This is a genomic window from Dongia sp. (genome assembly GCF_041918875.1).
Classification (GTDB): domain Bacteria; phylum Pseudomonadota; class Alphaproteobacteria; order Dongiales; family Dongiaceae; genus Dongia.
The window spans coordinates 58,038-82,464 of record NZ_JAYRUV010000017.1 but is presented as its reverse complement, the minus strand read 5'-3'; the positions used below and the strand labels follow the sequence as shown (position 1 = coordinate 82,464).

The window sequence follows — 24,427 nt, the reverse complement described above, 5'->3', positions numbered from 1 at the left end:
ATATTTAGACGTGTATTGTAATCATACATGTCGCCCAGCCGGCATTCGGGAGGGATGGACGGCCGGCGAGCTTGGGAACGGTTCGGCAAGGGCAATTCGATCGGGCCACCCCGTCATATATATTCTTGGCGACGAACCTGGGTTCTTGTATGCAGCGCCGCGTCGCGACGCGTTTTTGACGGAAGCTGACGCTTCAGATCCTTGAACCCCACCGCAGCCCCGGTGGGGTTCAAGTGCTCCCGGCGGGCCATCGTGTTTGCACACTCCCCCCATCGTGCAGATGGCCCGCCGGGCGCCCCTTTTTCCGACTTTTCAAAACTGATGGATTCTTATTTCGTTATTTTCCAATGTATTATATATTCAATAATAACTTAATATTCTAATATTATGGAATATACACATGACCCGCATCCAGGTGACCATAGCGCCCGGCTTCGAACTCTGCCTTGCCTTCGAGGCGGGAAACGGCGACGGGCAGGGCCTGGAGCTGGCGGCGGAGGTCGGCCCGCTTCTCGCGGGCTGCGATTCCGCTGCCCTGACGGCGGCACTGGCGGGACGGCCCGCGGAGAATTTGCGCGCTTTCGCCGCCGGCGATTTCGCTTCTTTCTGGCAGCGGCATGCCGGAGCCTATGCGGCGGCGGCCGATCGGCTGCGCGCTGTATTGGCGGCGCATCCTCGCGCCGATCTCGGCACCCTGTTCGGCTTCGACATCGCACTCGACCTGCAGCATCTGGGCCTGCGCCAGCGCAAGGGAGCCGCCAGGCGCATTCCGGCAACGCAGATCGACAATGTCCTGCTCTATCCCAGCGCCTTCAACCGGCGGCATTTCTGGTGCCTGGAACCGGCCGGGGCCGCCCATTACCGGGTTCACCTGCCGGTCTTCGACGCCGAACTGGCGCAAGCGGTACAGGCCGCCAACCGCCCGCAGCGCGCCGAGCCCGCCATGGCGGGAGATTTCGCCGCCATCTGCCGGGCGCTGGGCGACGCCAGCCGCCTTGCCATGGCGCGGATGATGGCGGCCCAGACGATCACGGGCGCCGAGATCGCCCGGCGCCTGCACCTGTCGACGCCCGCCGTGACGCACCATCTCAACATCCTGCGCCAGGCGGGACTGGTCGAGGAAAGCCGCGCCGGCACCGCGATCCAGCTGCGCCTGCGGCATGACCGCATCGAAGGCCTGGGCACGCTCGGCGGCGAATATCTTTTCGGCGGCGGCGCGCCCCCGCCGCAACGTTCGCGCCGGCGGGCGATCTAGAGTTTTCCTGTTTTCTCGGAATCGCACCACTCCCCTCACCCCAATCCCTCTCCCCGCGATAGCGGGGAGAGGGATTGGGGTGAGGGGTGCCTCCGCCGAGCGCTGAAGTGTGGCAATTCGAATCAGGGGATCTGTTTCAGGCGCCAGCCGGCATCGATGGCTTCGGGCAGGCTGCGATCGCCCTTGGCGGCGGCCGCGAAATGCGCGCGCGCCGCCTTGGCGTCCTTCTTCAGCAAGGCCGCTTCGCCCAGGTAATAATGCGCCTCCGCCTCGATCCGGCGGGCGACATTCTTGTCGGCAACCGATGTCGAGGCGAGCAGATCCTTTTCCGGGATCTTGCCGGCGATGGTCGCCAGCACCGGCATCGGCCATTGCTCGGGTGGGAATTTGGCCAGCGTTTCGGTGAGGATCTGCCCCGGGACCTTGCCGTCGGCTTGCGCGGCGGCGAGATAGCGGCGCAAGGCCGCGTAAGGGTTGTCGGTGCGCAGGCGCTCGGCCTCGGCGAAATCCTTCGCCGCCGCCTTGAAATCGCCTTTCAAGAACCCGGCGCGGCCGCGATTGTAGAAAGCCGCCGCCGCCTTTTCATCCTGGCTGACGATGGCTGAAAAATCCGCCGCCCCTTGGGCGAACTTGCCCAGGCGCAAATAGAGTCCGCCGCGATCCATCAGCGCGTCGATATCGCCCTTGGCTTCGCCCAGCAGGTCGCTGAGATCCCGCACCGCCGCTTCGTCGCGCCCCAGCGCCGCCTGCGACCAGGCGCGGCGATAAAGCGAATCCGGATCGCCCGGCACCAGCTTCAGCAACTTGTCGTAATCGGCGATGGCGAGATCGTGGCGCTTCATCGCGGCATAGACCGAGGCGCGCGCGAATAGCAGGTCGACCGCGCCCGGCGTCAGCTTCAGCGCCGCCGAAAAATCATTGACCGCCGCGGCACCCTGCGCACGCTGGCTCTGCGTGAGGCCGCGCCGGAACAAGGCGGCGGCCAGACTGTCGCCCTGCAATTGCCGGCTTTCGATCGCCGTGGTGCAGGTGACGATCACGGTCTGGGCGTCGGCGGGTTTCAGGCAGGCATCCAGCAGCGGGTTGAGTTCCGCCGCGGCCTTCGGTGTCGATTCGGGCGCCGGGTTTTCCTGTGCGACAGCCGTGGCGGACATCAGCAGCGGCACGAGAAAGGCGGCGGCGCCGCGCGCGAGGAAATGCACTTAGGCCGCCTCGCCCGCTTCGCCGGCGACGGCCGATCTGTCCCTTTCGGAACGGCGCTGCTTGACGCTGTCGCTCTTCAACTGGCCGCAGGCTGCCATGATGTCCTCGCCACGCGGCGTGCGCACGGGGCTCGAATAGCCGGCATCGAAGACGATGTCGGAGAAATCGCGGATGGCGCCGGGTGTCGAGCGTTCGAAAGGCGCGCCCGGCCACGGATTGAAGGGAATGAGGTTGACCTTGGCCGGCACCTTGGAGATGAGCTTCACCAGCGCCCGCGCATCGGCCGGACTGTCGTTGACGCCCTTCAGCATCACATATTCGAAGGTGATGCGGCGCGCGTTCGACAGGCCCGGATAGTTTTCCAGGGCCTTCATCAATTCCTTGATCGGGTACTTCTTGTTGATCGGCACGATCTCGTTGCGCAGCTCGTCATTGACCGCATGCAATGAGACGGCAAGATTGACGCCGAGTTCGGCGCCGCAGCGCTCGATCAGCGGCACGACGCCGGCGGTCGACAAGGTGATGCGGCGCTTGGAAATGGCGATCCCTTCGCCGTCCATCACGATCTTGAGCGCCTTGGCCACATTGTCGAAGTTATAGAGCGGCTCGCCCATGCCCATCATGACGATGTTGGAGAGCAGCCGCCCGTCCTTCGGGCTGGGCCATTCGCCCAGATGGTCGCGCGCCATCATCACCTGGCCCACGATCTCGTCGGCGGTGAGGTTGCGCACCAGGCGCTGCGTGCCGGTGTGGCAGAATTTGCAGGTCAATGTGCAGCCGACCTGCGACGAGACGCAAAGCGTGCCGCGATCCTCTTCCGGGATGTGGACCGTCTCGGCCTTCTGCTTGTCGTTGAATTCCAGCACCCATTTATGCGTCCCGTCCTTGGACGCCAGATCGACCGCGATGCCGGGCCGGCCAACGAAGAACTTTTCTTCGAGCCGCGCGCGAAAATCCTTGGAGAGGTTGCTCATCCTGGAAAAGTCGCGCTCGCCGCGATGATAGAGCCAGTGCCACAGCTGGCGCGCACGGAACCTGGGTTCGCCCACTTCCGCCATCAAGGCTTCCAGCTCTTCGCGCGACAGGCCGATGAGCTCGCGGCGGCCTTGCGCATCGACGGCCGGGACGGCAAGGGAATCGGCGTGTTTTTCGATACTCATCTCGTCTTCTTTTTCTTTCCGAACTCAGTTCGAACAGGCCTTGCTCATCGTCTGATAGGCCTTGGTGAAACCGGAGAGGTCGTAGGTATCCTGTACCTTGAGGCCCTTCGTCGTCGTCGCGGTCACCACCATCTGGTTCGATTTGCGCATCGCCTGCACCAGCGCCTTGTCGTCGGCCCGCGTCTTGACCCAGGCGCGGTCCTCCGCGACCTCGGTGAATTTGAAGGTGAAACCGCCGATCTTGACGATGACCGGGGTCTTGGCCTGCGGCGTGAAGCCCAGCACGATGGATACCTGGTCGAGCGCGCCGATCTCGGGGAAATGCGTCACCAGGGCCGCGGCCTGGCCGCGACTCTTCACATTGCCCTGCTTCGTGCTGGGCTCGCTCATGGCATAGCAGGTGCGGTTGCCGTCGGCCGTGGCCGTCATCGCCCGCCATTTCTTATAGGCGCCCAGACTCGTCGGCGTCTCCGCAAAGGCGGGTGCTGCCGTGCCGGCGGCGATCAGCAGGGGCAGCAGAACCCGGGCAAATGTGCGGCGATCGAAACGCATGGCCAGACGCATGGGGTGTTTTTCCGCTTAGACGAGGAATGACGTTAAGGGCGCCGGCCGTCATCGGGGCGCGCAATCCATTTTCATCCTCTAGCAAGGATCGGCACGGAAATCCACTGTCCGCGTGTCGAAAGGCCTGTGGATCAATCAGAATTGTTCTGTTTTTTCAGCTGCTTCTGCTTCCAGACTGGCAATCCGCGCTTATGTGCCGCAAGCGCCCGGGCCGGCCCGCCCACCCGGACCGGCCGCTCGGCGAAGCGCCCCAGGCTGATCATGCGGTCATACATGACGATGGCACCCGCCACCGACAGGTTCACGCAGAAGCGCGTCGGGATCTTGATGATGAAATCGCAGCGTTCCTGCATGGCGGGTGTGAGCGAATCCTTCTCCGCCCCCAGCACATAGATCGCCGCCGGCGGGTGGGTGAAGGTCGGCAGGTCGATGGCATCCTCCGTGATCTCGATCCCGACGATCCGGCAGCCCAGAGGCGTCTGGAAGGAGGCCACATCCGGATAGATCTGCACGGGCATGCTGTCGAAGGCCACGGACGTGTCGGAGGCCAGCACATCGCGCACATTGAAGCAGGCGCCGACGGTGAAGCAGAAACTGGCATGGAAGGCATGCGCCGTTCTGAGGACGGCGCCCAGATTCATCGGCTTCGAAATGCCCTCGACGCCGATGCCGAAATAGCCGCGATTGACGGGATTATTGCTCATGATGGGCCGGAAACTAGCGAAGGAACGGCCCTGCTTCAAGCCGGCGCCTTGGCCCGCGACGCGCAGGCGAGCCCGATCAGAACGGTCGCCCCGCCCAGCAGGGCAAAGTGGCCAGGTGCCTCGGATAAAAGGAAAAATGCGATCACGGAGGCAATCACCGGCTGGGCGTAGCCGAGGATCGCGGCCGTGCTGGCGGCCACTTTGGTGAGGCCGATATTCATCAGGAAATAGCCGGCGAAGGTGACGAGGCCGTAAAGCGCCATGAAGCCCATCTCGGCCGGTGCCGCAGGCAGGCCGCGATCTTCCCAGAAGAGGAGCGGAATGCAGAAGATACCGGCACTTAAGAGCTCCCAGAAGGTCACCGCGCGGACGTCATGGCCACGGCAGGAGCGGGCCGTGATGAGCAGGCAGCCGGCATAAAAGAAGGCGGCGGTGAGCGCCAGGAGGTTGCCCAATGTGCTGGATTGACCCGTCCCGAATGAGCCCAAACGGGGTCCCACACTCATCAAAATGACACCCGAAAAGGCGATGAGCCCGCCAGCCACCAACTGCCAAGCCATCGGCCGCTTCAGGAACATTATCTCGATCGCCGCCACCAGGAGCGGGTAGAGCATGACCAGAAGCGCTGCCTCCATCACCGTCGTGGTCATGATGGCGATGTTCCAGAGGACCAGGTCGGCCGCCAGCAGGAAGCCCGCAAAAACCACCGCCATCAATACCTTAGGCGGCAGCTTCACGCGCAGGCGGGCAAAAGCCAGCGACAGGATCGCCGCCACCAGCAGCCGCCAGCAGGCCGTGGCGGCCGGGTCGAGCGGCGACAGGCGCACGAGGATCGGGCTGAAACCGGAGAGCAGGATGCCCAAGCCGAGGGCGATATAAGCAGGCTGCATGATGTAACCGTCAAAATGATGTTTGGCGGTTACAGTATCTTCCGTGCTACTGTAACCAGTCAATTGAGTTTTAATGGTTACAGCTGTGAGCCAGATCGACAAAGACCTGCCCGCGCGCATACCCAGATCGGAATTCGTCGCCGGCCGGCTGGCGCTGGCTTTCTGCAACACGGTGGCGCTGCCCGATGCCGCCGACCGGCTGGGCGATCCGGCAGGCCTGGCCGCCTGGGCAGCGCGGGGTCAGCATCCGCTGGAACCTGTACCGGATGCGGAGGACCTTGCCGCCATGCTGGATCTGCGCGACATCCTGCGGCGCATTTTCGAGACGCTGGTCAAGGGCCTGTCGCCCATGCAGGCCGACATGGACCGGCTGGCGGCCCTGGCCCTGCCGCCGCGAATCTTCTGGGACCGGGAGGCCCATCGCGCGCGGCTTCTGCCTGCCGGCGGCGCGCTGGTTCAGCTGCGCCAGGCCATCATCGCGGATGCCGTCGACCTGCTGACGGGCGAGGCGCAATTGCGCATCAAGCGCTGTCCGGCGCTTGATTGCCGCTGGTTCTTTTTCGACACCAGCCGCAACGCGACCAGGCGCTGGTGCGCCATGGGCGATTGCGGCGTGAAGGCCAAGGTGCAGCGTTACCGCCACCGGCACGCCGACTTCTAGGCGCTGTTGCCAGGAGCCCCCTTGCGGAGGCATTGTGCGCGAAACCAGCTGCCGTGAAGAGTGCCCACATGAACCAGTTGCATCCGCATATCCATGCCGACCTGCCGCAAGGCGACAGCCCGATCCTGGTCGAGGTGTGGCGCGGCAACCTGGTCGAAAGCCGCCACCGCGCCATCGCCGCCGTGGTCGATGCGGACGGCCATGTCGTGAAGGCCTGGGGCGATATCGAGAAGCCGATCTACGGCCGTTCCTCCATCAAGCCGCTGCTGGCGATCCCGCTGGTGGAATCGGGTGCCGCCGACGCGTTCGGCCTGACCGAGCGCGAGATCGCGCTGGCCTGCGCATCGCATAATGGCGAGCCTGGTCATGTCGATGCGGTCAACGACTGGCTGGGGCGGATCGGGCTCGATGCCGAAAACCTCGAATGCGGGCCGCATTATCCCTATCACGAACCCAGCCTGCACGCGATGGTGCGCGGCGGCGTGGCACCGACGCGCGCGCATAACAATTGCTCGGGCAAGCATACCGGCTTCCTGGCCACCGCCGTGCATCTCAAGGAAGAGACCAAGGGCTATATCCGCTATGAGCATAGCGTGCAGCAGCGCCTGCTCGGCATTCTCGAACAGATGTGCGGGCAGAATCTGGGCGACGTGCCGCGCGGCATCGACGGCTGCGGCATTCCCACCATCGCCATCCCGGTGGGATATCACGCGCTGGGCATGGCCAGGATGGCCGACACGAAGGGCCTGCCGGCGGCGCGCGCCGACGCCTGTACCCGCATCCTTGCCGCCATGTCGCACGAACCCTGGTACGTCGCCGGCACGGGCCGCTTCTGCACCGACGTGATGAGGGTGACCGGCACCAAGGCCGCCATCAAGACCGGCGCCGAGGGCGTCTATATGGGCGCGCTGCCGGAATTGGGGCTGGGCATCTGCCTCAAGGTCGAGGACGGCAATGGCCGCGGCGCCGAGGTGGTGATGGGCCATGTGCTGCACCATTTCGGCATCATCGATGATGCGCAGGCGGAACAATTGCAGCAGTCCCTGCAGCCGACGCTGAAGAACTGGGCCGGCACGGCGGTCGGTTCCATCAAGCCGGCGCCGCTCCTCAACGAGACCGCGCCGTTCTGAGTCAGCGGCAACGCGCCGCAGTCTTCGGCCCTGTTTGTGCAGCGCGATCAATCTGGTCCTCGCCGCGCGCCAGTGACATCATGGTCGCCAAAGCAGGTCAGCGAGGGAGACGCCGCCATGAAGTCCAGCTATCGCCAGCGTTCGATCGGCAACAGGAAGCTCAGCCCCGAAACCTTGATGACGAGCTATGGCTACGATCCCTTCCTGTCGGAAGGATCGGTGAAGCCGCCCGTCTTTCTCACCTCGACCTTCGCGTTCAGATCGGCCGAGGATGGCAAGGATTTCTTCGACTATGTTTCCGGCCGCCGCACACCGCCCAATGCGCAGGATGCGGGGCTGGTCTATTCGCGCTTCAACCATCCGAATCTGCAGATCGTCGAGGAGAGGCTCGCCGTTCTGGAAGGCGGCGAAGCCGCACTGATGTTCGCCAGCGGCATGGCGGCGATCACCGCCTCCATCCTGGCCTTCGCACGGCCGGGCGACACGATCCTGCACAGCCAGCCGCTCTATGGCGGCACCGAGACCTTGCTGGTGAGCACGCTGGCGCCATTCGGGCTGAAGGCGGTGGGCTTCATGGAGGGCCTGAGCGAAAAGTCCATCATGGCGGCGGTCGAGCGGACAAGCGGCACCAAGGTGCCGATCGTCTATGTCGAGAGCCCGGCCAATCCGACCTGCGGCATCGTCGATTTCGACCTGGTGGTGAAGGCGGCGGATGCCATCGAGAAGCGGCAGGGATCGCGGCCGCTGATCGTCGTCGACAACACGATGCTGGGGCCGATCTTCCAGCAGCCGCTGCAGCATGGCGCCGACATCATCGTCTATTCGCTGACCAAATATGTCGGCGGCCACAGCGATCTGGTGGCGGGGGGCGTCATCGGGCGCGCCGGCGATCTCGGCGCGATCAAGAAGATCCGCAGCGCCTTCGGCATGCAGCTCGACCCGCATTCCAGCTGGATGCTGGGCCGCTCGCTGGAGACATTGCATCTGCGCATGGAGCGCGCCAGCGACAGTGCCGCGAAGATCGCACGCTGGCTGAACGATCACGCCAAGGTCGATGCGGTCTATCACCCCGACCTCATCACCCACGACAATTACCAGAAGGTCTACAAGAAGACCTGCCGCGCTGGCGGGTCGACCTTTTCCTTCACCTTGAAGAGCGGGCAGGAAGGTGCCTTCCGCTTCCTCAACGACCTTCACCTCTTCACGCTGGCGGTGAGTCTGGGCGGCACGGAATCGCTCATCTCGCACCCGGCCTCGACCACGCATTCGGGTGTCGCCAAGGATATCCGCGACAAGGTCGGCGTCACCGACAGCCTCATCCGCGTCTCGGTCGGGCTGGAGAATGCGGACGATCTCGTTGCCGACCTCGCGGCCGCGCTCGAGGGCATCTGAGAACCGGCTCCCTCCCCTCACGCATTCGTGAATCCATCGCGGCCACCCGTACCGAACGGTCACAGCGACATCACCGGCGCGAAACTAATATCCGAATCGGGCCATGACTTCCGTCATGCGCCGGATAGGAACGAGGAGTGGGACATGACCAGCGCAGTGTCGACGTCCAAAAAAGGTGGAACCCTTTACCGGCTGGGTGCCGTGCTGCTGGCTGTCGGCATGGCCGCGGCGGCGACGCCGGCCCTGGCCGACGGCAAGCACAAGAATCATTGGAAGCACGATAACGGCCATCATTACGGCCAGTACAAGCATCCGGAAGTCGTGCGTTATTACGACGAGCCGGATGTGATCTATGTCGAGCGGCCAGTCCATGTGCGCGAGCCGGTCTATGTGCGCGAACGCGTCTATGTGCAGCCGCGCCCCGTCTATGTCGAGCCGGTCTATCAGCGCCCGTCGATCAATATCGTGGTGCCGCTTTTCGACTGAACGAAGCGAGGGATTGAGCGAAGCGAGAGAAGGATGCCCGGCATGCAAGTCGGCCCGCATCTTTTTCGCGGGCATCTTTTTCGCGGGCATCTTTTTCGATTCTTCTTCCATGCTATATCTGCACGCGGTCCTTTTCGCGGCAGCAAGGAAGACGGAAGATGCGCGCCCTCATCTGCGAGCAGCCGAACGGTTTCGAGAATCTGCGCCTGGGCGACATGCCAGATCCCCAAGCGGGGCCCGGCGAAGTGCTGATCGACGTAGCCGCCGCCGGCATGAATTTCGCCGATTCGCTGATGACGGCCGGCAAATACCAGGTGAAGCCCAATCCGCCTTTCGTGCCGGGACTGGAACTGGCGGGAACGGTGGCAGCCATCGGCGCCGGCGTCACTCGATTGAAGCCCGGCGAGCGTGTCATGGCGGTGGTCGATCATGGCGCCTTCGCGGCCAAGGCGGTCGCCAAGGAAGCCGACACGTTCGCCATCCCGGCGGGACTCGATTTTCCGCAGGCCGCGGGCTTTCCCATCGCCTATGGCACGTCCTATGGAGCGCTGGTGTGGAAGGCGCGCCTGCAAAGGGGCGAGACGCTGCTGGTGCATGGCGCCGCCGGTGGCGTCGGCCTGACCGCCGTCGAGATCGGCAAGGCGCTGGGGGCCCATGTCATCGCCACGGCGGGCGGCGCCGATAAATGCGCCATCGCCGCCAGCCACGGCGCCGACGAGACGATCGATTACAAGACAGAGGATGTGCGCGAGCGCGTGAAGGCGCTGACCGCCGGGCGCGGCGCCGACCTGGTCTACGATCCGGTGGGCGGTGAGATTTTCGAAGCCTCCTTGCGTGCCGTCGCCTGGAATGCGCGGCTGGTCGTGATCGGCTTTGCCGCCGGGACGGTGCAGCAGATCCCGGCCAATATCCTGCTGGTCAAGAATGTCGACGTGCTCGGTTTCTATTGGGGTTCGTACCGCCAGCACGCGCCGCAGATGATGGCGCAGGCGTTCCAGGCGCTGTCCGGCATGGTCGCCGCCGGGCAGCTCTCGCCCCATGTTTCGCATAGCCTGCCGCTCGGCCGCTGGCGGGAAGGGTTCGAGACCCTGCTGGGCCGGCGCTCGGCCGGCAAGATCGTGCTGCTGCCGGAGGTGTAGGGGGCGGCGTTCGGTCCCTGTTTTCCGGCAATCATCGACCCCGTCCCCCAGCCTGCCCTCTCCCGGAGAGGGGCCCCAAGCTCCTCGAATCGCCCGATTTCCCGCGCCGGTGGCGCAAAGCGGATTGCCGTCGGCCCGCCGAAGTGACAGATTGACCCTCAGCCAGAAGGGCTTTCGATCAACCATCCACGCTGCCGATGCTCAAAGACTCGCGCCTGCTGTTCAAATTGTGGCTTAAGAATCCGCGCAGTATCGGGGCGGTGGCGGTGTCCGGGCCTGAGCTGGCGTCGGCCATGGCACGGCAGATCCCGCATGGGGCCCAGGGCTTCGTCGTGGAACTGGGCGGCGGCACCGGCGCCGTGACGCGCGCCATCCTGGCTTCCGGCATTCCGCCCGAGCAGCTGGTCGTCGTCGAGCGCGATCCCATGCTGCACAAGCATCTGGTCGAGCGCTTCCCGGGCGTCAGAATCCTGCTGGGCGATGCGCTGCATCTGCCCTCGCTGCTGAAGCGGCATGGCGTGGTTCCCGTGGCGGCGATCGTCTCCAGCCTGCCGCTGCTCTCCTTGAAGAAATCGATCCAGCTGCGGATCGGGGCACAGGCCTTCGCCGTCCTCGAACCGGGGGCGCCGTTCATTCAATTCACCTATGGCCTGTTCTCGCCCTTGCCGCGCAACCGCCTCGGTATCGTCGGCGAAGTCGAGGAGCGCGTGCTGCAGAACCTGCCGCCGGCCAGCGTGTGGCGCTATATGCGCCCAGCCGGCCGGCTGTCGCGCAATCACAGCCGCAGCAAGCTGGACCACGCGGCCTAACCGGCCGCCTGCTCTTCGCGCAGGAAGACGATCATGTCGAGCGAGGGCGGCTGCGCCTGCGTGCCGGACAGCATGCCGTGCGCCTGGCCGCGATGATGGGTCTGGTGATTGAACATATGCGCCAGGACCATGTCGACCGGCGTCTCGAAAGGCGAGCCCGCCATGGTCTTGTAGACGAGTATCTCGTCAAGGCGCGCCGGCGGCAGGCCGTTGACGACGCCGATGATGCGCTCGTCCAGCGCCGCGCGCCGCGCCGAAAGGTCGGCGAAGTCCGCCGCCACGATCTGATCCAGCGCCATCACGTCCGGATCGGGAGTCGCCGTCAGGCGCGAGAGCCAGATGCGGTCGGCGACGACGAGATGATTGAGCGTCTTCAGTAGCGAGGGGAAGAAGCCGGTGCGGGGGGCCGCGATCTCGGCCGCCGGCAATGCGCCCACGGCCGCATAGAGGCGGCGGTTGGCCCAGCCATTGTAGCGGGCCAGTGTCTGGAAATGGCTTTTCATCATGTCAGCCTAGAGGAAGACCAAACTGGGGGAAGACCAAAAAATGCGCCATCGGCCAGGCGGGGGGCCCGGACCGATGGCGTCAAGTCTCCAGGGATGGACCGAATGGGGGTTCGGTCCAAAGGGCATCCCCCCAATGGGTCGGGGTGGGATGCCGGCCACTGCCGTGATCCGCTGGAATCAGGGCGGTGTCTCGAATAGCCGCTGGCGCCGGCCGGAGGAGCGCCCACGGGAAGAGCGTCCGCATGGGCGGCATCTCACGGGCGCCAGAACGGCTTTGAAAACTCTTCCTCGGCATCCAGCCGCGACAGGCCGATATCCTTGAGCTGGTAGTCGGTGAGGCGCATTAGGTCCCGGCGCGTGCGGCGGCGCTCCTGCCATTCCTGGAAGGCGACGACGATGGCCCCCAGCCTGGCCACCGGGGCCAGCGGATCGGAAGAGAAGCGGGTGCCACGCTGCGATGAGGCGGTCGACCCGGAAAACAAGCTGATCTGAGTCATTGTATCCTCACATTTTCCTAACCGGCACCATTGCCGTTGAGGTGAAGTTATGCTTGCATTGCCGCGGACACAAACGACCGTTTCTCACTTGTTCTGTTAGCTGAGATCAAGCATGGCCGGAGCGATTCCACCCGGCCCTTGATTCCATTAGGGAAGCCCTGCCCATGCGCCTGCCACCCTTGAAAGCCGTGCGCTATTTTGAATGCGCGGCGCGCCATTTGAGCTTCACCAAGGCCGCCGACGAGCTCAACGTCACCCACAGCGCCATCAGCCACCAGATCAAGGCGCTGGAGGAATGGCTGGGGGTGAGCCTGTTCGAGCGCGGTGCGCGTTCGCTCTCCCTCACGGAGGCCGGGCGGCGCTTCCTGCCGCCGGTGCGCGCCGCCTTTCACCAGCTGGCCGAAGCCTCGGCCGAGATGCGCCTCTTCCCCGGCGGCGGGCCACTCACCGTGAGCGCCCTCCCTTCTTTCGCGTCCAAATGGCTGGTGCCCCGGCTTTATGATTTCCAGGCACGGCACCCTGAGATCGAGGTCCGCATTTCCGCCACCGACCGGCTCGACCCCGTGGGCGAGGGGGATGTCGATATCGGCATCCGTTACGGCCGGGGGCACTGGCCAGGGGTGGAGACCGAGCTGCTGCTGCAGGACGAGGTCTTCCCGGTCTGCGCACCCAGCATCATGGACGGGGCCCAGCCCTTGAAGGAACCGCGCGACCTCGCCCGCTTCTCGCTCATCTCGGACATGGACTGGCGGCGCGCGCAGTTCGACTTCTGGCCGCGCTGGCTGGCGGCGGCCGGCGTCCCGGACCTGGAACTCAAGACCAACCTCACCTTCAATTATTCGAACCTGATGATCCAGGCGGCGATCGATGGCCTCGGCATCGCGCTCGGCAATACGATGCTGGCCGGCGACGATCTGAGGAGCGGGCGGCTGGTGCAGCCCTTTCCGCAGACGGTCGTGCTGGAAACCGGCTATTACCTGATCTTTGGCAAGGGCGCCCTGCGCCAGGCGAAGGTGAAGGCCTTCCGCGACTGGATGCTGGGCCAGATGACGGCCTTCCGCGACAAGGCCACGGCGCCCGGCAGGATCAGGGAGGGTGTGAGATGATGCCGCGCTGGATAATTGCCTGCCTGATGATGACGATGGGCGCCGCCGCCGCGCAGGAGCCGCCCATCCAGGCTTCGGCCTGGCGCATCAACAACATCCCGCTCGACATGCCGCTGGAGGCGGAATTCAACGGCGAGTTCCTGGAGGGGATCTATCAGGAGAAGCTCGCCGACCGCTTGATCGGCAGCGTGCTCAACGAATGGCCGAGCTATCACATCGCCACCACGCTGAAGATCGGCAAGCTGACGGCACAGGATGCGCAAGAAGGGGCCGAGCTGGATCCAGTCCACGAGCGGATGGAGATCTATTTCTCGAGCCGGGCGGACGGGCGGCGCGCCTTCTGGATCCGCAGCCGCAAGCCGATGGATGCGCCGGCCGATGCCGCCGGCACGGCTGAGACGCTGGCCATGATCGAAGCCAATTTCGGCAAGCCGACCCGCATCGTGACGCGGAGGGAGCGGCCAGGCGATGCCATCGTCATCGTCGCCGATCCGGCAGCGAAGGCACGCCTGCCGGACCCGCTGGTTCTGTCGGATGCCGACTATCTCGATTTCTGGAGCATGGACCTGCAGGACCGCGCCCGCATCCTCGGCCCCGATTTCCGGGGCGCCATCGTGCTGCTCATCGCCTTTCAGGGCAGGCTGCAGGCGATGCAGACGGAGCTCATCGACCTCGGGCGCGCGCAAACCGTGTTCGAGCTCACACCCTAGATCGGCGCGAAACCGTATTTCACGCGCGCCATGTTGCATTCGGCATCGCCCGGCTGGCAGGCGCGGCAGACATCGGGCCTGAGGCCATAGATGGTGCAGCCGACCGCCTTGCCGATCTCGCCGGCAAGGGCCGCGCAGCGATCGTCCGGGCAGCGCATGCCGCTTTTGTCGGCGGCCACGAGATGTTCGGGGATGAGGGCCAGGTCTTCTTCCGCTTCCAGGGAGAAACGTGGCCAGGATGCGTCGTAGGCGCAGCAGGCGCCGCAATTCTGGCAAGGGGATGGATCGGCGGCGCTCATGAACGCCCTATAGCGCAAACCCTTCAGAAAACGAAATCCGCGGGCAGCATTTCCACCGCCAGGATGAGAATGGCGTCGACCTGGCCGCCATCCGGGGCCAGCGGCAGGTAGACGATATCGCAGTCGATCGCCATGCCATCGCTGGAGAGCTGGCTGATGCGGTCGGCGAGCGGCGCCCGCTTGATGGCGGCGACCCGGCAGCCGGTGACCGGAATATGCTGGAAAAGGGCCGGATCGAGCCCGCGCGAGGTCCCGCAGACGATCGCAGCCGCATCGAAGAGCGGATGAAATAGATAGGCATGGGGATCCTGGCCCGGCGCCGCCTTGGCAAGGATCAGGCCGGCGAAACGCCCGGCCAGGGCTGGCAGATCGAGATCGGCGAGGGCCGGCAGGGGCCTGTCGCCGGCCAGCACGCGCCAGTCTTCGTACAGCTCCTGCATTTCCACCGTCGCCTCGAACATCCAGGGCGGCGATGGCGGCCTGCCTTCGGCGGGAACGGACTCATACAATAATGTACTTGTCATATAGAAATCCTTTTGACGCTGCATGTCGTATGTTGGGCATATTCACCCAGATAGCTAGGCGAATTAATGCGTTATCGGGCATTTGAGGAGAATTGCGCGCAGCGCGCCGGACGGATAAGCGGACCGGAATCGGGCCTTGTTTCAGATGCTTGACAATAGGCCAGCGCCTACCGGACCAGGAGTTAACTTATATATAGTTAACTCGATCAAGCGCTTGATCTAACACATGTTGCGTGAAGGCGCCTTATCGAAGCTTTTCTTGCACCGTGAAGACCAGGATCATATCGACATGCAGGCCATCGCCCGACAAGGGGAGAAACAGCTTGTCGCCGTCCAGGATCATGGCATCGAATGAAAGGAGATGCGCCCGGTCGATCCGGGGCGCGCGGCTGGCGACGACCCGGTCGTAATTTTCGAAAGCATCGGCGGCCGACCGGCCGAAGCAATGGGTGGCGACCGGCTTGCCGGTGGGATCGCTGCCGCGCACCGCGACCTCGCGCGTGCCGACCAGGCGGTAGGTGTAGTGGGGCCGCTCGGCGCCGGGCACGACATCGACCAGCATCAGGCTGGGCAGGTAGCGCACGAGATCGGCCGGGTCGATATCGGCACGGGCCGGCATGACGCGCCCGGCGGCTTTTTCCCGCCAGTAGCGATAGACGGTCACGATGTCGGGATGGACCTCGCCCAGCCAGTCAGGATCTGGCGCCGCTTCCACCGTGTCGATCTGGGGTTTCGCCGTCAAAGCCCGGCCCGGAGGATATATTCAGATATGAGCACGCCAGCTTCATCCTAACGCGGAGACACTGGTTTATACGGGGGCGGACCGAAAAAAGTGCAACATTTTAATGCGTTAGTTTGCAGTTTGGCGCTGGCTGGCTGCGGCCTTCATTAACCATCGGCGACGCGCCCCATCGGCGCGGAATATCCCGCGCGTCGAAGCATTTGCGACACATGCCGGTATCGGCGCGCCCCGGATCCAGGAATGCCCGTTAAGCAAACCGCGCCATACGCAAATCAAGATGATGCGGCAAAACGAAAATCAGGGGCGAAATGTCAGCGCCGCGGACGCGGTCGCGGCAGCGGCCGTTTCGCGGCAGCCCGGGCCGCCGGCTTGACGCGCGGGGCTGGCCGGCGCGGCAGGATCGGCGCTTTCGTCGCCTGTTTCAGCCAATCCTCGACGAAGGCGAAAAGGCCGCGGATGGCAAGCGGCTCGCCGCCATCGGGGCGGCCCGCGCCAAGGCCGGCGGTCCAGCCATAGGTGTCGATATGCATCCATTTGGTCGAGGCCGAAACGAATTCAGCCAGGTACAGCGCCGCGGTGATGGCGCCGCCGAAGCTGCCGGGTTCGCAATTGGCGATGTCGGCCACCTTGCTGTCCAGCATGCGGCGATAGGGCTTCCACAAGGGCAGGCGCCACAGGGGATCGCCCTCGGCCCGGCCATGGCGCAGCAGGCTTTCGGCCAGATCGTCGTCATTGGCAAAGAGCACCGGCAGGTCAGGGCCCAGCGCCACGCGCGCGGCACCGGTGAGCGTTGCCATGTCGATGATGAGATCGGGCTTCTGCGCGTCCGCTTCGGCCAGCGCGTCGCCCAGGATGAGACGCCCTTCGGCATCGGTGTCGTTGATTTCAACCGTGAGGCCCTTCCTGGTCTTCACCACGTCGAGCGGCCGGATGGAATTGCCAGAGACGGAATTCTCCACCGCCGGGATCATCAGGCGCAGGCGCAGGGGAAGCCTGGCTTCCATGATCATCTGCGCCAGGGAGAGGACGGAGGCGGCACCGCCCATATCCTTCTTCATCATCATCATGCCGGAGCGGGGCTTGAGGTCGAGCCCGCCCGTGTCGAAGCAAACGCCTTTGCCGACCAGCGTCAGCAGCGGGCCTTTGTCGCCGCCCGGCCCCTTCCAGCTGAGGTCGATGAGGCGCGGCGCGCGCTCGGGCGCCGCGGCGCGGCCGACGGCATGGATGGTCGGATAATTCTGCTTCAGAAGCGCGTCGCCGACGATGGTCGTGACCTTGGCCTTGTGCGCGGCGCCTACCTTCGCCACCGCTTTGGCGAGATCCGCCGGCCCCATATGTTCGGCCGGCGTGTTGATGAGATCGCGCCCCAGGCCGATGGCGCGGACGGCGCGCGCGACCGCTTCCCTGTCGGCGGCCTTCGGCCAGACCAGGCTGGAGAAATGCCTGGCGTCGGAGCGGTAGCGGGCAAAGCGGTAGCAGCCCATCGCCCAGGCGAAGGCATGGGCCGTTGCCTGGCCCGGCGACAGCTGGTCCTCGGCCAGTTGATAGACACCCTCGGGGAGGGCCGCCGGCAGGGCCGCCAGCGACCAGCGGTCGATACCATCCTCGACACCCGCCAGGAAATGGCCTGCCCGGCCGCCATCATCCGGCAGCAGCAGGAAGCTGCCGGGTTTGGCCTTGTAGCCGGCGGCCTTGATCCAGGCCTGGACGGCGGGCGATTGCGTCTTCTGCCACAGTCCCAGCGCTTTTTCGGTCAGGGGCAGGATAAGGGTGGCTTTGCCGGCGCGCGCAACGAGATGATCGAGCAAGATCGTGGTCCTCGAGAATGAAATGGATGTCGATTCGGGCGCGATCTTAGCCCCAGCCCACGCCTGCCGTCACGGGGGGGTGGGAACACGGGGGGTGGGAAGCCGGGGGATGGGAAGCCGGGGGATGGAAAGCCGGGGGATGGAAAGCCGGGCAGGGTTCACAGATGCCGGACTTCGCCTATGATGACCGGCATTCTGAAATCGGGGGAACCGGCAGGACCATATGGCAAGCGAAATCACCTTGATCGTCGGCAGCAAGAATTATTCGTCCTGGTCGCTGCGGCCCTATCTGGCGCTCAAGGCCGCGGGGCTTCCCTACCGCGAAGTGATCATTCCGCTGCGCACCGACGATACCTATCGGCATATCCGCCTTTATTCGCCGAGCGGGACCGTGCCGGTCCTGCTGCATGGCGCCATCAAGGTGTGGGAGAGCCTTGCCATCTGCGAATATCTGGCGGAGCTGGCACCGGCGGCGCATCTGTGGCCGGAAGACCGCGAGGCGCGCGCCTTCGGCCGCGCCATCGCCAGCGAGATGCATGCCGGTTTTGCCGCCCTGCGCCAGAACATGCCCATGGACCTGGCCCGCGACCGCCGGCACGAATCGCGGGCGCATCTGGTGACCGATCAGATCGCACGCGTGACGTCGATCTGGAACGAAGCGCGCGAGCGTTTCGGTGAACGCGGCGCCAATGGCAAGGGCCCGTTCCTGCTGGGTGCGTTCAGCGTCGCCGATGCCATGTTCGCTCCCGTGGCGACACGCTTTCGCACCTATGGCGTGGCCCTGGACGATGTCAGCCAGCAATATTGCGAGGCCGTCTTCGCCTGGCCCGGCTTCAAGGAATGGGAGGCGGCGGCCCTGCAGGAAACCGCCATCATCCATTTCGATGTGTTCCAGAAGGCGGACTAAGCGAAAGAGCGAGCAGGCGGGCGGTGGCAAGGCGCATGGCACAGGATGAAGACATCCGGCAGGTTGGCGAGGGCAAGGCTGGCGAGGGGAATCTGGCGATCGGCACCGACGAGATGGCCGGACCGAGTGCCGCCTTCCTGCGCTGGGGATTCGCGGCACCCTTCCTGCTATGGCTCATCGTCGTGCTGGGCGCGCTGTTCGGCCGGCCGCCGACGGCACCGGCCGAACTGGAAAGCCTCGCCGCCGCCTGGCACATGTGGCAGAACCAGATCTGGATGCCGCTGCATATCGGCACCGGCAGCGGCGATCAACCGCCGCTGCATCTCTGGACCATCCTGCTGGGCTGGCAGGTGTTGGGTATCGGCGATCTGTGGCCGCGCATCCTCAGCGTCGCCTGCAGCCTGGGCACGCTGTGGCTGGCCGGACGCACCGCCTTGATTCTGTGGCCGCACCGGCGGATGACGGAGCTTTATGCACGCATCCTGCTTTCCGGCGTCATCGCCTTTGCGCTCATCGCCACCATGGTGCAGGCCGAGCCGCTGGGCCTGTTCTTCACCGCCGCCGGTTTCCATGCGGTAACGCGCCTGTGGCATGGCGAGGACCAGGGCAGGCGCCGGCCGCTGTGGTGGGCGGTGTTCGCTGCCGCCTTGCTGGCGAGCCTGTTTTCCATCGGCATCATGACCTGGGCGATGCTGCCGCTCATCGCCGCCCTGGCGCCGCGGCGCGGGCGCAACGGCACCGGGCCGGCGCGCGTAGCGCCAGGCTTCGTCCCCAGCTGGCATGTGCCGCTGCTGTTGAGTTTCCTGCCCGCCATCGGCTGCTGGATCGCCTGGACGAGCTGGCTGCGCCGCAACGGGATCGAGGCAGGATATCTGAGCTTCGGCAATGGCTGGCTGCTGCCGGCCACCGAAGCCAGCCGCCGCGAGATCTGGTCGCTGGTCCTGGCGCCGGCCCTGCTTTATCCATGGATCTGCTGGAAAACATTGTGGCGCGCGCTGGAGAAACAGCTGCGCGGGCGTGCCGGACGCAGCTTCCGCCTGTGCCTGGCCTTCCTCGCCGCAACCGTGGCAGGCGGCCTTGTCAGCGGCTGGCAGATGCAGGGCATGATCTATATCGTGCTGCCCTTGTCGCTGCTGGGCGCCCGGCTGCTGGCGACGCAGGAGATTCGCGCCAAGGATTTCCATGCCATCGTGCCGGCATTGCTGGCGCTGCTGCTGGGTCTTTTCTTCTTCCTGATGAACATCGTGCCGACGGCGCATCTCGATGCGCTGTGGCGGCAGGTCTTCGACGTACCGCTACCGATCTGGATCGGCGGCATCGGCATGACGTCGGGGCTGGTGCTGCTGGTGGCTGGTTACGGCATCGCACAGCTTTCGCCGATGCATCTTCTTTCGCGCACCATCCAGGTGGCGACGCTGCCCGTGCTGCTGATGACCTGCGTCAATATCGAGTTTCCGTTCAACCTGCGCCAGTTCTTCGACCTGGAACCGGTCGCCGAACGGATGAAGGAGCTGGAAGATGCTGGCCAGCCGCTGGCCGTCTACGGTCCCTATCGCGGCGAATTCGACTTTTACGGCCGCCTTTCGGCAGCGCCGATCTCCCTCCCCGACCGGGATGCGGCGATCGCCTGGGCCCGGGCCAATCCGGCCGGTGTCATCGTCAGCTATTTCGATGGCTCGCCCTTGCGCCTGCCGGCTTTGCCCTATTACCGCGGCGTCGCCCGCGACCGCTGGGTTGCGATCTGGCCGGCTTCCGCCGTGTTGGCTACCGACGGGGCCACGCTCAATAGCAACTTTTAGCTAAATTTCCGCAAAATGAAATATCGCTCGGCCGGCAGTTTATCCTTGCCAGGCCGGGTTATAGGAACTATTTCGTAATGCACTCTGGATGTATCTCGTTTAAGGATATGCTTAATGCGGACCTATACGGTCGGATACAGGAAAGCCGGTCATTTCGACCATCGCAGGGACAAGAGACTGCGCCTGCCGGTCTTTTCCGTGAAGGTCGGACAGGAGCGTTACGACAGCATAAACTGGTCGCTGGGCGGCATCCTTGTTGGCAATTATAACGGGTATCTGTTCCAGGGAATGTCGATTCTGATCAATGTCCAGGTCAAGGCCGATATGCGCCGGGAGGCGCGCGACGAAGACGGGCTGACGATCGAGGCACTGGTCATCCGTCACGACCTGGAAAAACGCGAATTGGCCCTCAAATTCCAGCGCCTGACACCCACCATCCTCGATTTCTTCGAACGCAGCTTCAACTTCCATAATCGCGCCGCGCGCTGAGGCGCCGCCGGGCGCTTGCACCGGAACTCCAACTGTCCAGCCGGACCCCTCTCCAGGGTCCGGTCTTTTTTTTGCGGCAAAGCGCGGCTGGTGCGCGATTCGGCGCATCTGCTACACTATTCCAGAGATGGAGCCGCGCCAGTTCCGGCACCGACAGCAGAGGGACGCGCATGACCAGCTTCACCATGGGTTTCACGACGGTCCGCGGCGCCGAACACCGGCGCGACAAGCGCATGCCGCTTCCCGTCTTCACCGTGCGCGTCGCCGGGCAGATTTGCGATACGCTGAACTGGTCGCTGGGCGGCCTCCTCATCGAGAATTACGACGGGCACCTGCTGGTCGAGATGCCGGTCTCGATCGAGATCAAGATCAAGGACGAACATGCCGAGTTCGAGATGAAGCTCGACGCCAAGGTCGTGCGCAACGACCGGGAGAACCGGCGCCTGGCGGTGAAGTTCGAGCAGATGAGCCCGGCCATCTACGATTTCTTCGAGCGCGGCTTTTCCAAGCGCTTCCAGCGCCGCGAGCGCAACCCTGCCTGAGCTGGCCGCAGCATGACCTTCGTCTGGCCGGACGGCAGCTGGATGGATGCACTGGCTTTCACCTGGACGCTGGTCCTGTGGTTCGTCTATGGCCGCTTTGCCGACAAGCTGCCGCCCGATGAAGTGGCCCCCGGCAATCTCAACCAGATGATGCATCAGCTGCGCCGGATCTGGATGCGGCGCATGCTGGACCGGCCGGAGCGCATTCTCGATTCGGCCCTGACCGGCCATTCAGTGAGTTCGACCACCTTTTTTGCCTCGACCTCGATGCTGATCATGGCGGGCCTGCTCGGCGTGCTGGGGCGCGCCGGAGACGCGCATGCGGTCATTCAATCCTTCGGCTTCACCGTGCATTCCTCGGAACTGATGTTCGAATTGAAAGTGCTGGGGCTGATCGGGCTCTTCATGATCGGCTTTTACAAATTCACCTGGGCACTCAGGCAGTTCAATTTCGCCTGCACGCTGATCGGTGCAGCTCCCTTGCCGCCGGTCGAACCCGGCAGCGGCGCCCGCTTCGCCGACCATGCCGCGCGCGTCATGTCGCTGGCGGTGGTGAGCTTCAACGGAGGCATCCGCTCTTACTATTTCGCCATGGCATGGCTGGGCTGGTTCATCCATCCCATGGCTTTCGCAGCCGGCACGGGGATCGTCGTGCTGGTGCTGCTGAAACGCCAGGTGAAGAGCCGCAGCCAGGCGAGTGTCGCCGAGTATTACGAGGCGACGGGACGATGACGCCCGTCGATTTCATCGGAATGGGATTCTTCCTTGCCGTCTTCTTCGGCTATCAGCGCATCGCGCAGCTGGTGGGGCGCGGCAAGAACGTGAACGCGCTGATGCACCAGACGCGGCGCGTCTGGATGCAGCGTCTGATGGAACGGCCGGACCGCATCGTCGATGCGGCGCTTACCGGCCATACCGTGAATTCCATGTCCTTCTTCAGCTCGGCCACGATCCTGGTCGTTGCCGGGCTGCTCGGCGTGCTGGGCCAGGCCGAAGCGGCGCAGAAGGTGCTGGGCGGCTGGGTCTTCGTGGCCCACAGTTCGGCCACCATCTTCCAGCTGAAGCTGATCGGCCTCATTGCGATCTTCGTCTATGGCTTCTTCCGCTTCACCTGGGCGCTCCGGCAGTACAATTACTGCTGCGCCCTGATCGGCGCGGCGCCGCTGGCCAAGAACGACTATCCGCACCGCCTGGAACTCGCCGATCAGATGGCGATCGTCTATACCAGCGCACTCACGGCCTTCGGCGGCGGCATCCGCTGTTACTATTTCGGCCTCGCCTGGATCGCCTGGCTGGTCGACCCGCTGGCCTTCATTGCCGCGATCCTCGGCATTCTTATCGTTCTCCTGCGCCGGCAGGTCTATTCGGACAGCCACATGGCGATCCGCCGCTTCGTCGAACTCAATCCGCCGGAGGAGTTGACACGGGATGCGCGCGACTGAACCGCAGCTTCTTGGCGCCGGCTACAGCGTCTATGTCCGCGTCACGCGCCTGGCGCTCATCGAAAAAGGTGTCGCCTTTGATCCGGTCGAGGTCGATATTTTCGACGCCCATGCTAATGATGCCGCCTATCTGAAACTCCACCCTTTCGGGCGCATCCCGACATTGCGGCACGGCGATTTCGTTCTCTATGAGACCGCCGCCATCACGCGCTACGTTGACGAAGCCTTTCCCGGCCCGGCGCTGCAGCCTACTGACACGCAAGCCAGGGCGCGGATGGTGCAGATGATCGGCATCATGGACAGCTATCTCTATCGTCCGCTGGTCTGGGGTCTCCATGTAGCGCTGGATGACGCTGCGAAAGCGGGAAGACCCGCCGATGCCGCAGGCCTCGCCAAGGCCATGATGAAGGCGAGGCAAGCACTTAGAGCCCTCGATGATCTGGCCAGCGACGGGCCGTGGCTGCTGGGAGAGTCACTCTCGCTCGCCGACCTGCATCTCCTGCCGATGCTGGCCTATGGTCGTGTTACGGCAGAGGGCCGGGTGCTGCTCAGCGAACAGAAGAAGCTGCAGACCTGGTGGAAATTGATGCAGGCGCGGCCCAGTGTCGTGGCAACACGCTTTGCGGCGGAAGCGCCCTAGTTCTGCCCCGACACAGCCGACGAATGTCGGCATCCACCGACAGGGCCCGGCTGTGACGAATTTGGATACCTGCGATGGCCCTGGCGTTCGCGGGGATAACAAATTTGGGGAAAGAGGACGCCCTTAAGCCCCGGCTGCCGACAGCTTGGCCACGCGCCGGCGCATGAACCAGATGGCGAAGTTGGAGAGCGGTTTGTGCAGGAACCCTTGCGGGTCGAGGCCGGCCGCCTTCAGCACCATGGCGATGCCGCGCTGGATATGGGCCGGGCGGTAATAGGCGTAGGCGCGCCTGGCATAGGCGCTGGAAAAACGCCGCCGTTCATAGGGTTCGGCTGCATGATTGGCGGCGTAATAGGCGAAGGCCAGTTCGTCATCCTCGGATTCGGTGATGCGCGAGAGGGCTATGCGCAGGCGGCCCCAGGCGCCCAGGCGTTCGCGTTCGAGGTAACGCTGCAGATGTGTGTAGAAGAGCTTGTAATGGCGCAGCTCGTCGGCGGCGATCTTGCGGCAGACCGCCTGCAGCACCGGCTCGGCGCAGCTTTCCGCCAGCGCCGCGTAATAAGAGGAGGTGCCGGTCTCGACGATGCAGCGCGCCACCAGCTCGCCGGAGCGGCTGCCGCGCACGGAGGCGTTCACGTCGATGGGAATCTTGTAGCCTTCGGTAAAGCGCTTGAAGGCGGCGTCGAAATCGAATTCCGGATCGGCGAGCTTGGCCCAGCGCGCCAAGGCGGCACCATGCTGTACTTCCTCCAGCGCCCAGGCACGGGCGACTTTCTGGAAGCCGTCATCATCGTGAAACACGTTATTGAGATAAGTGGCGTAGTCGCCGCCGTTATATTCGACGAGCGCAGCCGCCTTGACGAGCTTGACCGTGTCGGGATCGACCTTGGCTGCCTCAAAATCATGCCAGGGAATCTGATCGAGGGTCCAATGCGCCATGACCGGCCGTTGCTCCCGCGTTAGCTTTCAGTATTCCGCTGCGCGCCGCAGCCTGGTTCCAGCCAGCCGACGGCCGGCCGGCTG

General features: G+C 64.4%; 28 protein-coding genes. 16 read left to right on the top strand and 12 right to left on the bottom strand.

Annotated features, from left to right (window positions below):
• Positions 1 to 400 precede the first annotated feature (400 nt).
• A complete protein-coding gene (locus tag ACE3TY_RS17450) occupies positions 401 to 1,255 on the top strand; it encodes an ArsR/SmtB family transcription factor (RefSeq protein ID WP_374655304.1) in 855 nt (284 codons plus the stop codon).
• Between the two features lie 122 nt (positions 1,256 to 1,377).
• On the opposite strand, the gene ACE3TY_RS17445 is transcribed toward ACE3TY_RS17450, so the two are convergent.
• The 5 genes from ACE3TY_RS17445 to ACE3TY_RS17425 form a co-directional block, all read right to left on the bottom strand.
• Positions 1,378 to 2,457 (bottom strand): tetratricopeptide repeat protein, encoded by a 1,080-nt coding sequence (locus ACE3TY_RS17445; RefSeq protein ID WP_374655302.1) that lies wholly within the window; start codon positions 2,455 to 2,457, stop codon positions 1,378 to 1,380.
• Positions 2,458 to 3,618, bottom strand: a complete 1,161-nt coding sequence (gene rlmN, locus ACE3TY_RS17440; protein WP_374655300.1) for a 23S rRNA (adenine(2503)-C(2))-methyltransferase RlmN — start codon at positions 3,616 to 3,618, stop codon at positions 2,458 to 2,460.
• A 24-nt stretch (positions 3,619 to 3,642) separates the two neighbouring features.
• A complete protein-coding gene (locus tag ACE3TY_RS17435) occupies positions 3,643 to 4,182 on the bottom strand; it encodes an invasion associated locus B family protein (protein WP_374655298.1) in 540 nt (179 codons plus the stop codon).
• A 131-nt stretch (positions 4,183 to 4,313) separates the two neighbouring features.
• The gene (locus tag ACE3TY_RS17430) at positions 4,314 to 4,886 is read right to left on the bottom strand and encodes an RNA methyltransferase (RefSeq protein ID WP_374655296.1); all 573 of its coding nucleotides are present in this window, start codon (positions 4,884 to 4,886) and stop codon (positions 4,314 to 4,316) included.
• A 35-nt stretch (positions 4,887 to 4,921) separates the two neighbouring features.
• A complete protein-coding gene (locus ACE3TY_RS17425) occupies positions 4,922 to 5,776 on the bottom strand; it encodes a DMT family transporter (protein ID WP_374655294.1) in 855 nt (284 codons plus the stop codon).
• A gap of 85 nt (positions 5,777 to 5,861) precedes the next feature.
• Here ACE3TY_RS17425 and ACE3TY_RS17420 point away from each other — a divergent pair, with 85 nt between their 5' ends.
• From ACE3TY_RS17420 to ACE3TY_RS17395, 6 genes are all read left to right on the top strand, one after another.
• On the top strand, positions 5,862 to 6,437 hold the full coding sequence (locus ACE3TY_RS17420) for an ABATE domain-containing protein (RefSeq protein ID WP_374655292.1): 576 nt from the start codon (positions 5,862 to 5,864) through the stop codon (positions 6,435 to 6,437).
• Between the two features lie 68 nt (positions 6,438 to 6,505).
• Complete coding sequence (locus ACE3TY_RS17415) at positions 6,506 to 7,567, top strand: asparaginase (protein ID WP_374655290.1); 1,062 nt, start codon at positions 6,506 to 6,508, stop codon at positions 7,565 to 7,567.
• A gap of 117 nt (positions 7,568 to 7,684) precedes the next feature.
• A complete protein-coding gene (locus ACE3TY_RS17410; protein ID WP_374655288.1) occupies positions 7,685 to 8,959 on the top strand; it encodes a cystathionine gamma-synthase family protein in 1,275 nt (424 codons plus the stop codon).
• 144 nt (positions 8,960 to 9,103) lie between these two features.
• Positions 9,104 to 9,445: a hypothetical protein gene (locus ACE3TY_RS17405; protein WP_374655286.1), complete on the top strand. Its 342-nt coding sequence runs from the start codon at positions 9,104 to 9,106 to the stop codon at positions 9,443 to 9,445.
• 158 nt (positions 9,446 to 9,603) lie between these two features.
• On the top strand, positions 9,604 to 10,584 hold the full coding sequence (locus ACE3TY_RS17400; protein ID WP_374655284.1) for an NADPH:quinone oxidoreductase family protein: 981 nt from the start codon (positions 9,604 to 9,606) through the stop codon (positions 10,582 to 10,584).
• 293 nt (positions 10,585 to 10,877) lie between these two features.
• Positions 10,878 to 11,393, top strand: coding sequence for a class I SAM-dependent methyltransferase (locus tag ACE3TY_RS17395; protein WP_374655282.1), 516 nt, complete (start codon positions 10,878 to 10,880; stop codon positions 11,391 to 11,393).
• Here the strand turns inward: ACE3TY_RS17395 and ACE3TY_RS17390 are convergent.
• On the bottom strand, positions 11,390 to 11,899 hold the full coding sequence (locus ACE3TY_RS17390; protein ID WP_374655280.1) for a DinB family protein: 510 nt from the start codon (positions 11,897 to 11,899) through the stop codon (positions 11,390 to 11,392). The genes ACE3TY_RS17395 and ACE3TY_RS17390 overlap by 4 nt on opposite strands.
• 254 nt (positions 11,900 to 12,153) lie before the next feature.
• Positions 12,154 to 12,396, bottom strand: a complete 243-nt coding sequence (locus tag ACE3TY_RS17385) for a DUF1127 domain-containing protein (protein ID WP_374655278.1) — start codon at positions 12,394 to 12,396, stop codon at positions 12,154 to 12,156.
• Between the two features lie 164 nt (positions 12,397 to 12,560).
• On the opposite strand from ACE3TY_RS17385, the gene ACE3TY_RS17380 reads away from it, so the two are divergent.
• Complete coding sequence (locus ACE3TY_RS17380) at positions 12,561 to 13,502, top strand: transcriptional regulator GcvA (RefSeq protein ID WP_374655276.1); 942 nt, start codon at positions 12,561 to 12,563, stop codon at positions 13,500 to 13,502.
• Positions 13,499 to 14,212, top strand: a complete 714-nt coding sequence (locus ACE3TY_RS17375) for a hypothetical protein (RefSeq protein WP_374655274.1) — start codon at positions 13,499 to 13,501, stop codon at positions 14,210 to 14,212. Before ACE3TY_RS17380 ends, ACE3TY_RS17375 begins: the two co-directional genes overlap by 4 nt.
• Here ACE3TY_RS17375 and ACE3TY_RS17370 read toward each other — a convergent pair.
• The 4 genes from ACE3TY_RS17370 to ACE3TY_RS17355 form a co-directional block, all read right to left on the bottom strand.
• Positions 14,209 to 14,511 carry a YkgJ family cysteine cluster protein gene (locus tag ACE3TY_RS17370; protein ID WP_374655272.1) on the bottom strand — a complete coding sequence of 101 codons (303 nt, stop codon included), beginning with the start codon at positions 14,509 to 14,511 and terminating at the stop codon, positions 14,209 to 14,211. The genes ACE3TY_RS17375 and ACE3TY_RS17370 overlap by 4 nt on opposite strands.
• A 23-nt stretch (positions 14,512 to 14,534) precedes the next feature.
• Positions 14,535 to 15,035 carry a hypothetical protein gene (locus tag ACE3TY_RS17365; protein WP_374655270.1) on the bottom strand — a complete coding sequence of 167 codons (501 nt, stop codon included), beginning with the start codon at positions 15,033 to 15,035 and terminating at the stop codon, positions 14,535 to 14,537.
• A 244-nt stretch (positions 15,036 to 15,279) separates the two neighbouring features.
• On the bottom strand, positions 15,280 to 15,777 hold the full coding sequence (locus tag ACE3TY_RS17360; RefSeq protein ID WP_374655268.1) for a PAS domain-containing protein: 498 nt from the start codon (positions 15,775 to 15,777) through the stop codon (positions 15,280 to 15,282).
• Between the two features lie 311 nt (positions 15,778 to 16,088).
• The gene (locus ACE3TY_RS17355) at positions 16,089 to 17,585 is read right to left on the bottom strand and encodes a M17 family metallopeptidase (protein ID WP_374655266.1); all 1,497 of its coding nucleotides are present in this window, start codon (positions 17,583 to 17,585) and stop codon (positions 16,089 to 16,091) included.
• A 223-nt stretch (positions 17,586 to 17,808) separates the two neighbouring features.
• Between ACE3TY_RS17355 and ACE3TY_RS17350 the strand changes: the two genes are divergently transcribed.
• The 7 genes from ACE3TY_RS17350 to ACE3TY_RS17320 all read left to right on the top strand — a co-directional run bounded on the left by ACE3TY_RS17350 (position 17,809) and on the right by ACE3TY_RS17320 (position 23,404).
• Positions 17,809 to 18,492 carry a glutathione S-transferase family protein gene (locus ACE3TY_RS17350; RefSeq protein ID WP_374655264.1) on the top strand — a complete coding sequence of 228 codons (684 nt, stop codon included), beginning with the start codon at positions 17,809 to 17,811 and terminating at the stop codon, positions 18,490 to 18,492.
• Positions 18,493 to 18,527: 35 nt separating this feature from the next.
• On the top strand, positions 18,528 to 20,291 hold the full coding sequence (locus ACE3TY_RS17345; protein ID WP_374655262.1) for an ArnT family glycosyltransferase: 1,764 nt from the start codon (positions 18,528 to 18,530) through the stop codon (positions 20,289 to 20,291).
• 114 nt (positions 20,292 to 20,405) lie between these two features.
• Positions 20,406 to 20,780, top strand: a complete 375-nt coding sequence (locus ACE3TY_RS17340; protein ID WP_374655260.1) for a hypothetical protein — start codon at positions 20,406 to 20,408, stop codon at positions 20,778 to 20,780.
• 170 nt (positions 20,781 to 20,950) lie between these two features.
• Positions 20,951 to 21,322, top strand: a complete 372-nt coding sequence (locus ACE3TY_RS17335; RefSeq protein WP_374655258.1) for a PilZ domain-containing protein — start codon at positions 20,951 to 20,953, stop codon at positions 21,320 to 21,322.
• Between the two features lie 12 nt (positions 21,323 to 21,334).
• Complete coding sequence (locus ACE3TY_RS17330; protein ID WP_374655256.1) at positions 21,335 to 22,054, top strand: DUF599 domain-containing protein; 720 nt, start codon at positions 21,335 to 21,337, stop codon at positions 22,052 to 22,054.
• A complete protein-coding gene (locus tag ACE3TY_RS17325) occupies positions 22,051 to 22,764 on the top strand; it encodes a DUF599 domain-containing protein (RefSeq protein ID WP_374655254.1) in 714 nt (237 codons plus the stop codon). Before ACE3TY_RS17330 ends, ACE3TY_RS17325 begins: the two co-directional genes overlap by 4 nt.
• The gene (locus tag ACE3TY_RS17320; protein WP_374655252.1) at positions 22,751 to 23,404 is read left to right on the top strand and encodes a glutathione S-transferase family protein; all 654 of its coding nucleotides are present in this window, start codon (positions 22,751 to 22,753) and stop codon (positions 23,402 to 23,404) included. The genes ACE3TY_RS17325 and ACE3TY_RS17320 overlap by 14 nt, the downstream gene beginning before the upstream one ends.
• A 123-nt stretch (positions 23,405 to 23,527) precedes the next feature.
• On the opposite strand, the gene ACE3TY_RS17315 is transcribed toward ACE3TY_RS17320, so the two are convergent.
• Positions 23,528 to 24,343 (bottom strand): acyl-ACP desaturase, encoded by an 816-nt coding sequence (locus tag ACE3TY_RS17315; protein ID WP_374655250.1) that lies wholly within the window; start codon positions 24,341 to 24,343, stop codon positions 23,528 to 23,530.
• Positions 24,344 to 24,427 lie beyond the last annotated feature (84 nt).

What these genes read in the sequence shown, in the direction of transcription:
- ACE3TY_RS17335 (WP_374655258.1), top strand. Translation starts at nt 20,951, where the DNA reads ATGACCAGCTTCACCATGGGTTTCACGACGGTCCGCGGCGCCGAACAC.
- ACE3TY_RS17345 (WP_374655262.1), top strand. Translation starts at nt 18,528, where the DNA reads ATGGCACAGGATGAAGACATCCGGCAGGTTGGCGAGGGCAAGGCTGGC.
- ACE3TY_RS17320 (WP_374655252.1), top strand. Translation starts at nt 22,751, where the DNA reads ATGCGCGCGACTGAACCGCAGCTTCTTGGCGCCGGCTACAGCGTCTAT.
- ACE3TY_RS17415 (WP_374655290.1), top strand. Translation starts at nt 6,506, where the DNA reads ATGAACCAGTTGCATCCGCATATCCATGCCGACCTGCCGCAAGGCGAC.
- ACE3TY_RS17430 (WP_374655296.1), bottom strand. Translation starts at nt 4,886, where the DNA reads ATGAGCAATAATCCCGTCAATCGCGGCTATTTCGGCATCGGCGTCGAG.
- ACE3TY_RS17315 (WP_374655250.1), bottom strand. Translation starts at nt 24,343, where the DNA reads ATGGCGCATTGGACCCTCGATCAGATTCCCTGGCATGATTTTGAGGCA.
- ACE3TY_RS17400 (WP_374655284.1), top strand. Translation starts at nt 9,604, where the DNA reads ATGCGCGCCCTCATCTGCGAGCAGCCGAACGGTTTCGAGAATCTGCGC.
- ACE3TY_RS17380 (WP_374655276.1), top strand. Translation starts at nt 12,561, where the DNA reads ATGCGCCTGCCACCCTTGAAAGCCGTGCGCTATTTTGAATGCGCGGCG.
- ACE3TY_RS17385 (WP_374655278.1), bottom strand. Translation starts at nt 12,396, where the DNA reads ATGACTCAGATCAGCTTGTTTTCCGGGTCGACCGCCTCATCGCAGCGT.
- ACE3TY_RS17435 (WP_374655298.1), bottom strand. Translation starts at nt 4,182, where the DNA reads ATGCGTCTGGCCATGCGTTTCGATCGCCGCACATTTGCCCGGGTTCTG.
- ACE3TY_RS17395 (WP_374655282.1), top strand. Translation starts at nt 10,878, where the DNA reads ATGGCACGGCAGATCCCGCATGGGGCCCAGGGCTTCGTCGTGGAACTG.
- ACE3TY_RS17325 (WP_374655254.1), top strand. Translation starts at nt 22,051, where the DNA reads ATGACGCCCGTCGATTTCATCGGAATGGGATTCTTCCTTGCCGTCTTC.
- ACE3TY_RS17425 (WP_374655294.1), bottom strand. Translation starts at nt 5,776, where the DNA reads ATGCAGCCTGCTTATATCGCCCTCGGCTTGGGCATCCTGCTCTCCGGT.
- ACE3TY_RS17405 (WP_374655286.1), top strand. Translation starts at nt 9,104, where the DNA reads ATGACCAGCGCAGTGTCGACGTCCAAAAAAGGTGGAACCCTTTACCGG.
- ACE3TY_RS17450 (WP_374655304.1), top strand. Translation starts at nt 401, where the DNA reads ATGACCCGCATCCAGGTGACCATAGCGCCCGGCTTCGAACTCTGCCTT.
- ACE3TY_RS17390 (WP_374655280.1), bottom strand. Translation starts at nt 11,899, where the DNA reads ATGATGAAAAGCCATTTCCAGACACTGGCCCGCTACAATGGCTGGGCC.
- ACE3TY_RS17340 (WP_374655260.1), top strand. Translation starts at nt 20,406, where the DNA reads ATGCGGACCTATACGGTCGGATACAGGAAAGCCGGTCATTTCGACCAT.
- ACE3TY_RS17370 (WP_374655272.1), bottom strand. Translation starts at nt 14,511, where the DNA reads ATGAGCGCCGCCGATCCATCCCCTTGCCAGAATTGCGGCGCCTGCTGC.
- ACE3TY_RS17365 (WP_374655270.1), bottom strand. Translation starts at nt 15,035, where the DNA reads ATGACAAGTACATTATTGTATGAGTCCGTTCCCGCCGAAGGCAGGCCG.
- ACE3TY_RS17375 (WP_374655274.1), top strand. Translation starts at nt 13,499, where the DNA reads ATGATGCCGCGCTGGATAATTGCCTGCCTGATGATGACGATGGGCGCC.
- ACE3TY_RS17330 (WP_374655256.1), top strand. Translation starts at nt 21,335, where the DNA reads ATGACCTTCGTCTGGCCGGACGGCAGCTGGATGGATGCACTGGCTTTC.
- rlmN (WP_374655300.1), bottom strand. Translation starts at nt 3,618, where the DNA reads ATGAGTATCGAAAAACACGCCGATTCCCTTGCCGTCCCGGCCGTCGAT.
- ACE3TY_RS17350 (WP_374655264.1), top strand. Translation starts at nt 17,809, where the DNA reads ATGGCAAGCGAAATCACCTTGATCGTCGGCAGCAAGAATTATTCGTCC.
- ACE3TY_RS17410 (WP_374655288.1), top strand. Translation starts at nt 7,685, where the DNA reads ATGAAGTCCAGCTATCGCCAGCGTTCGATCGGCAACAGGAAGCTCAGC.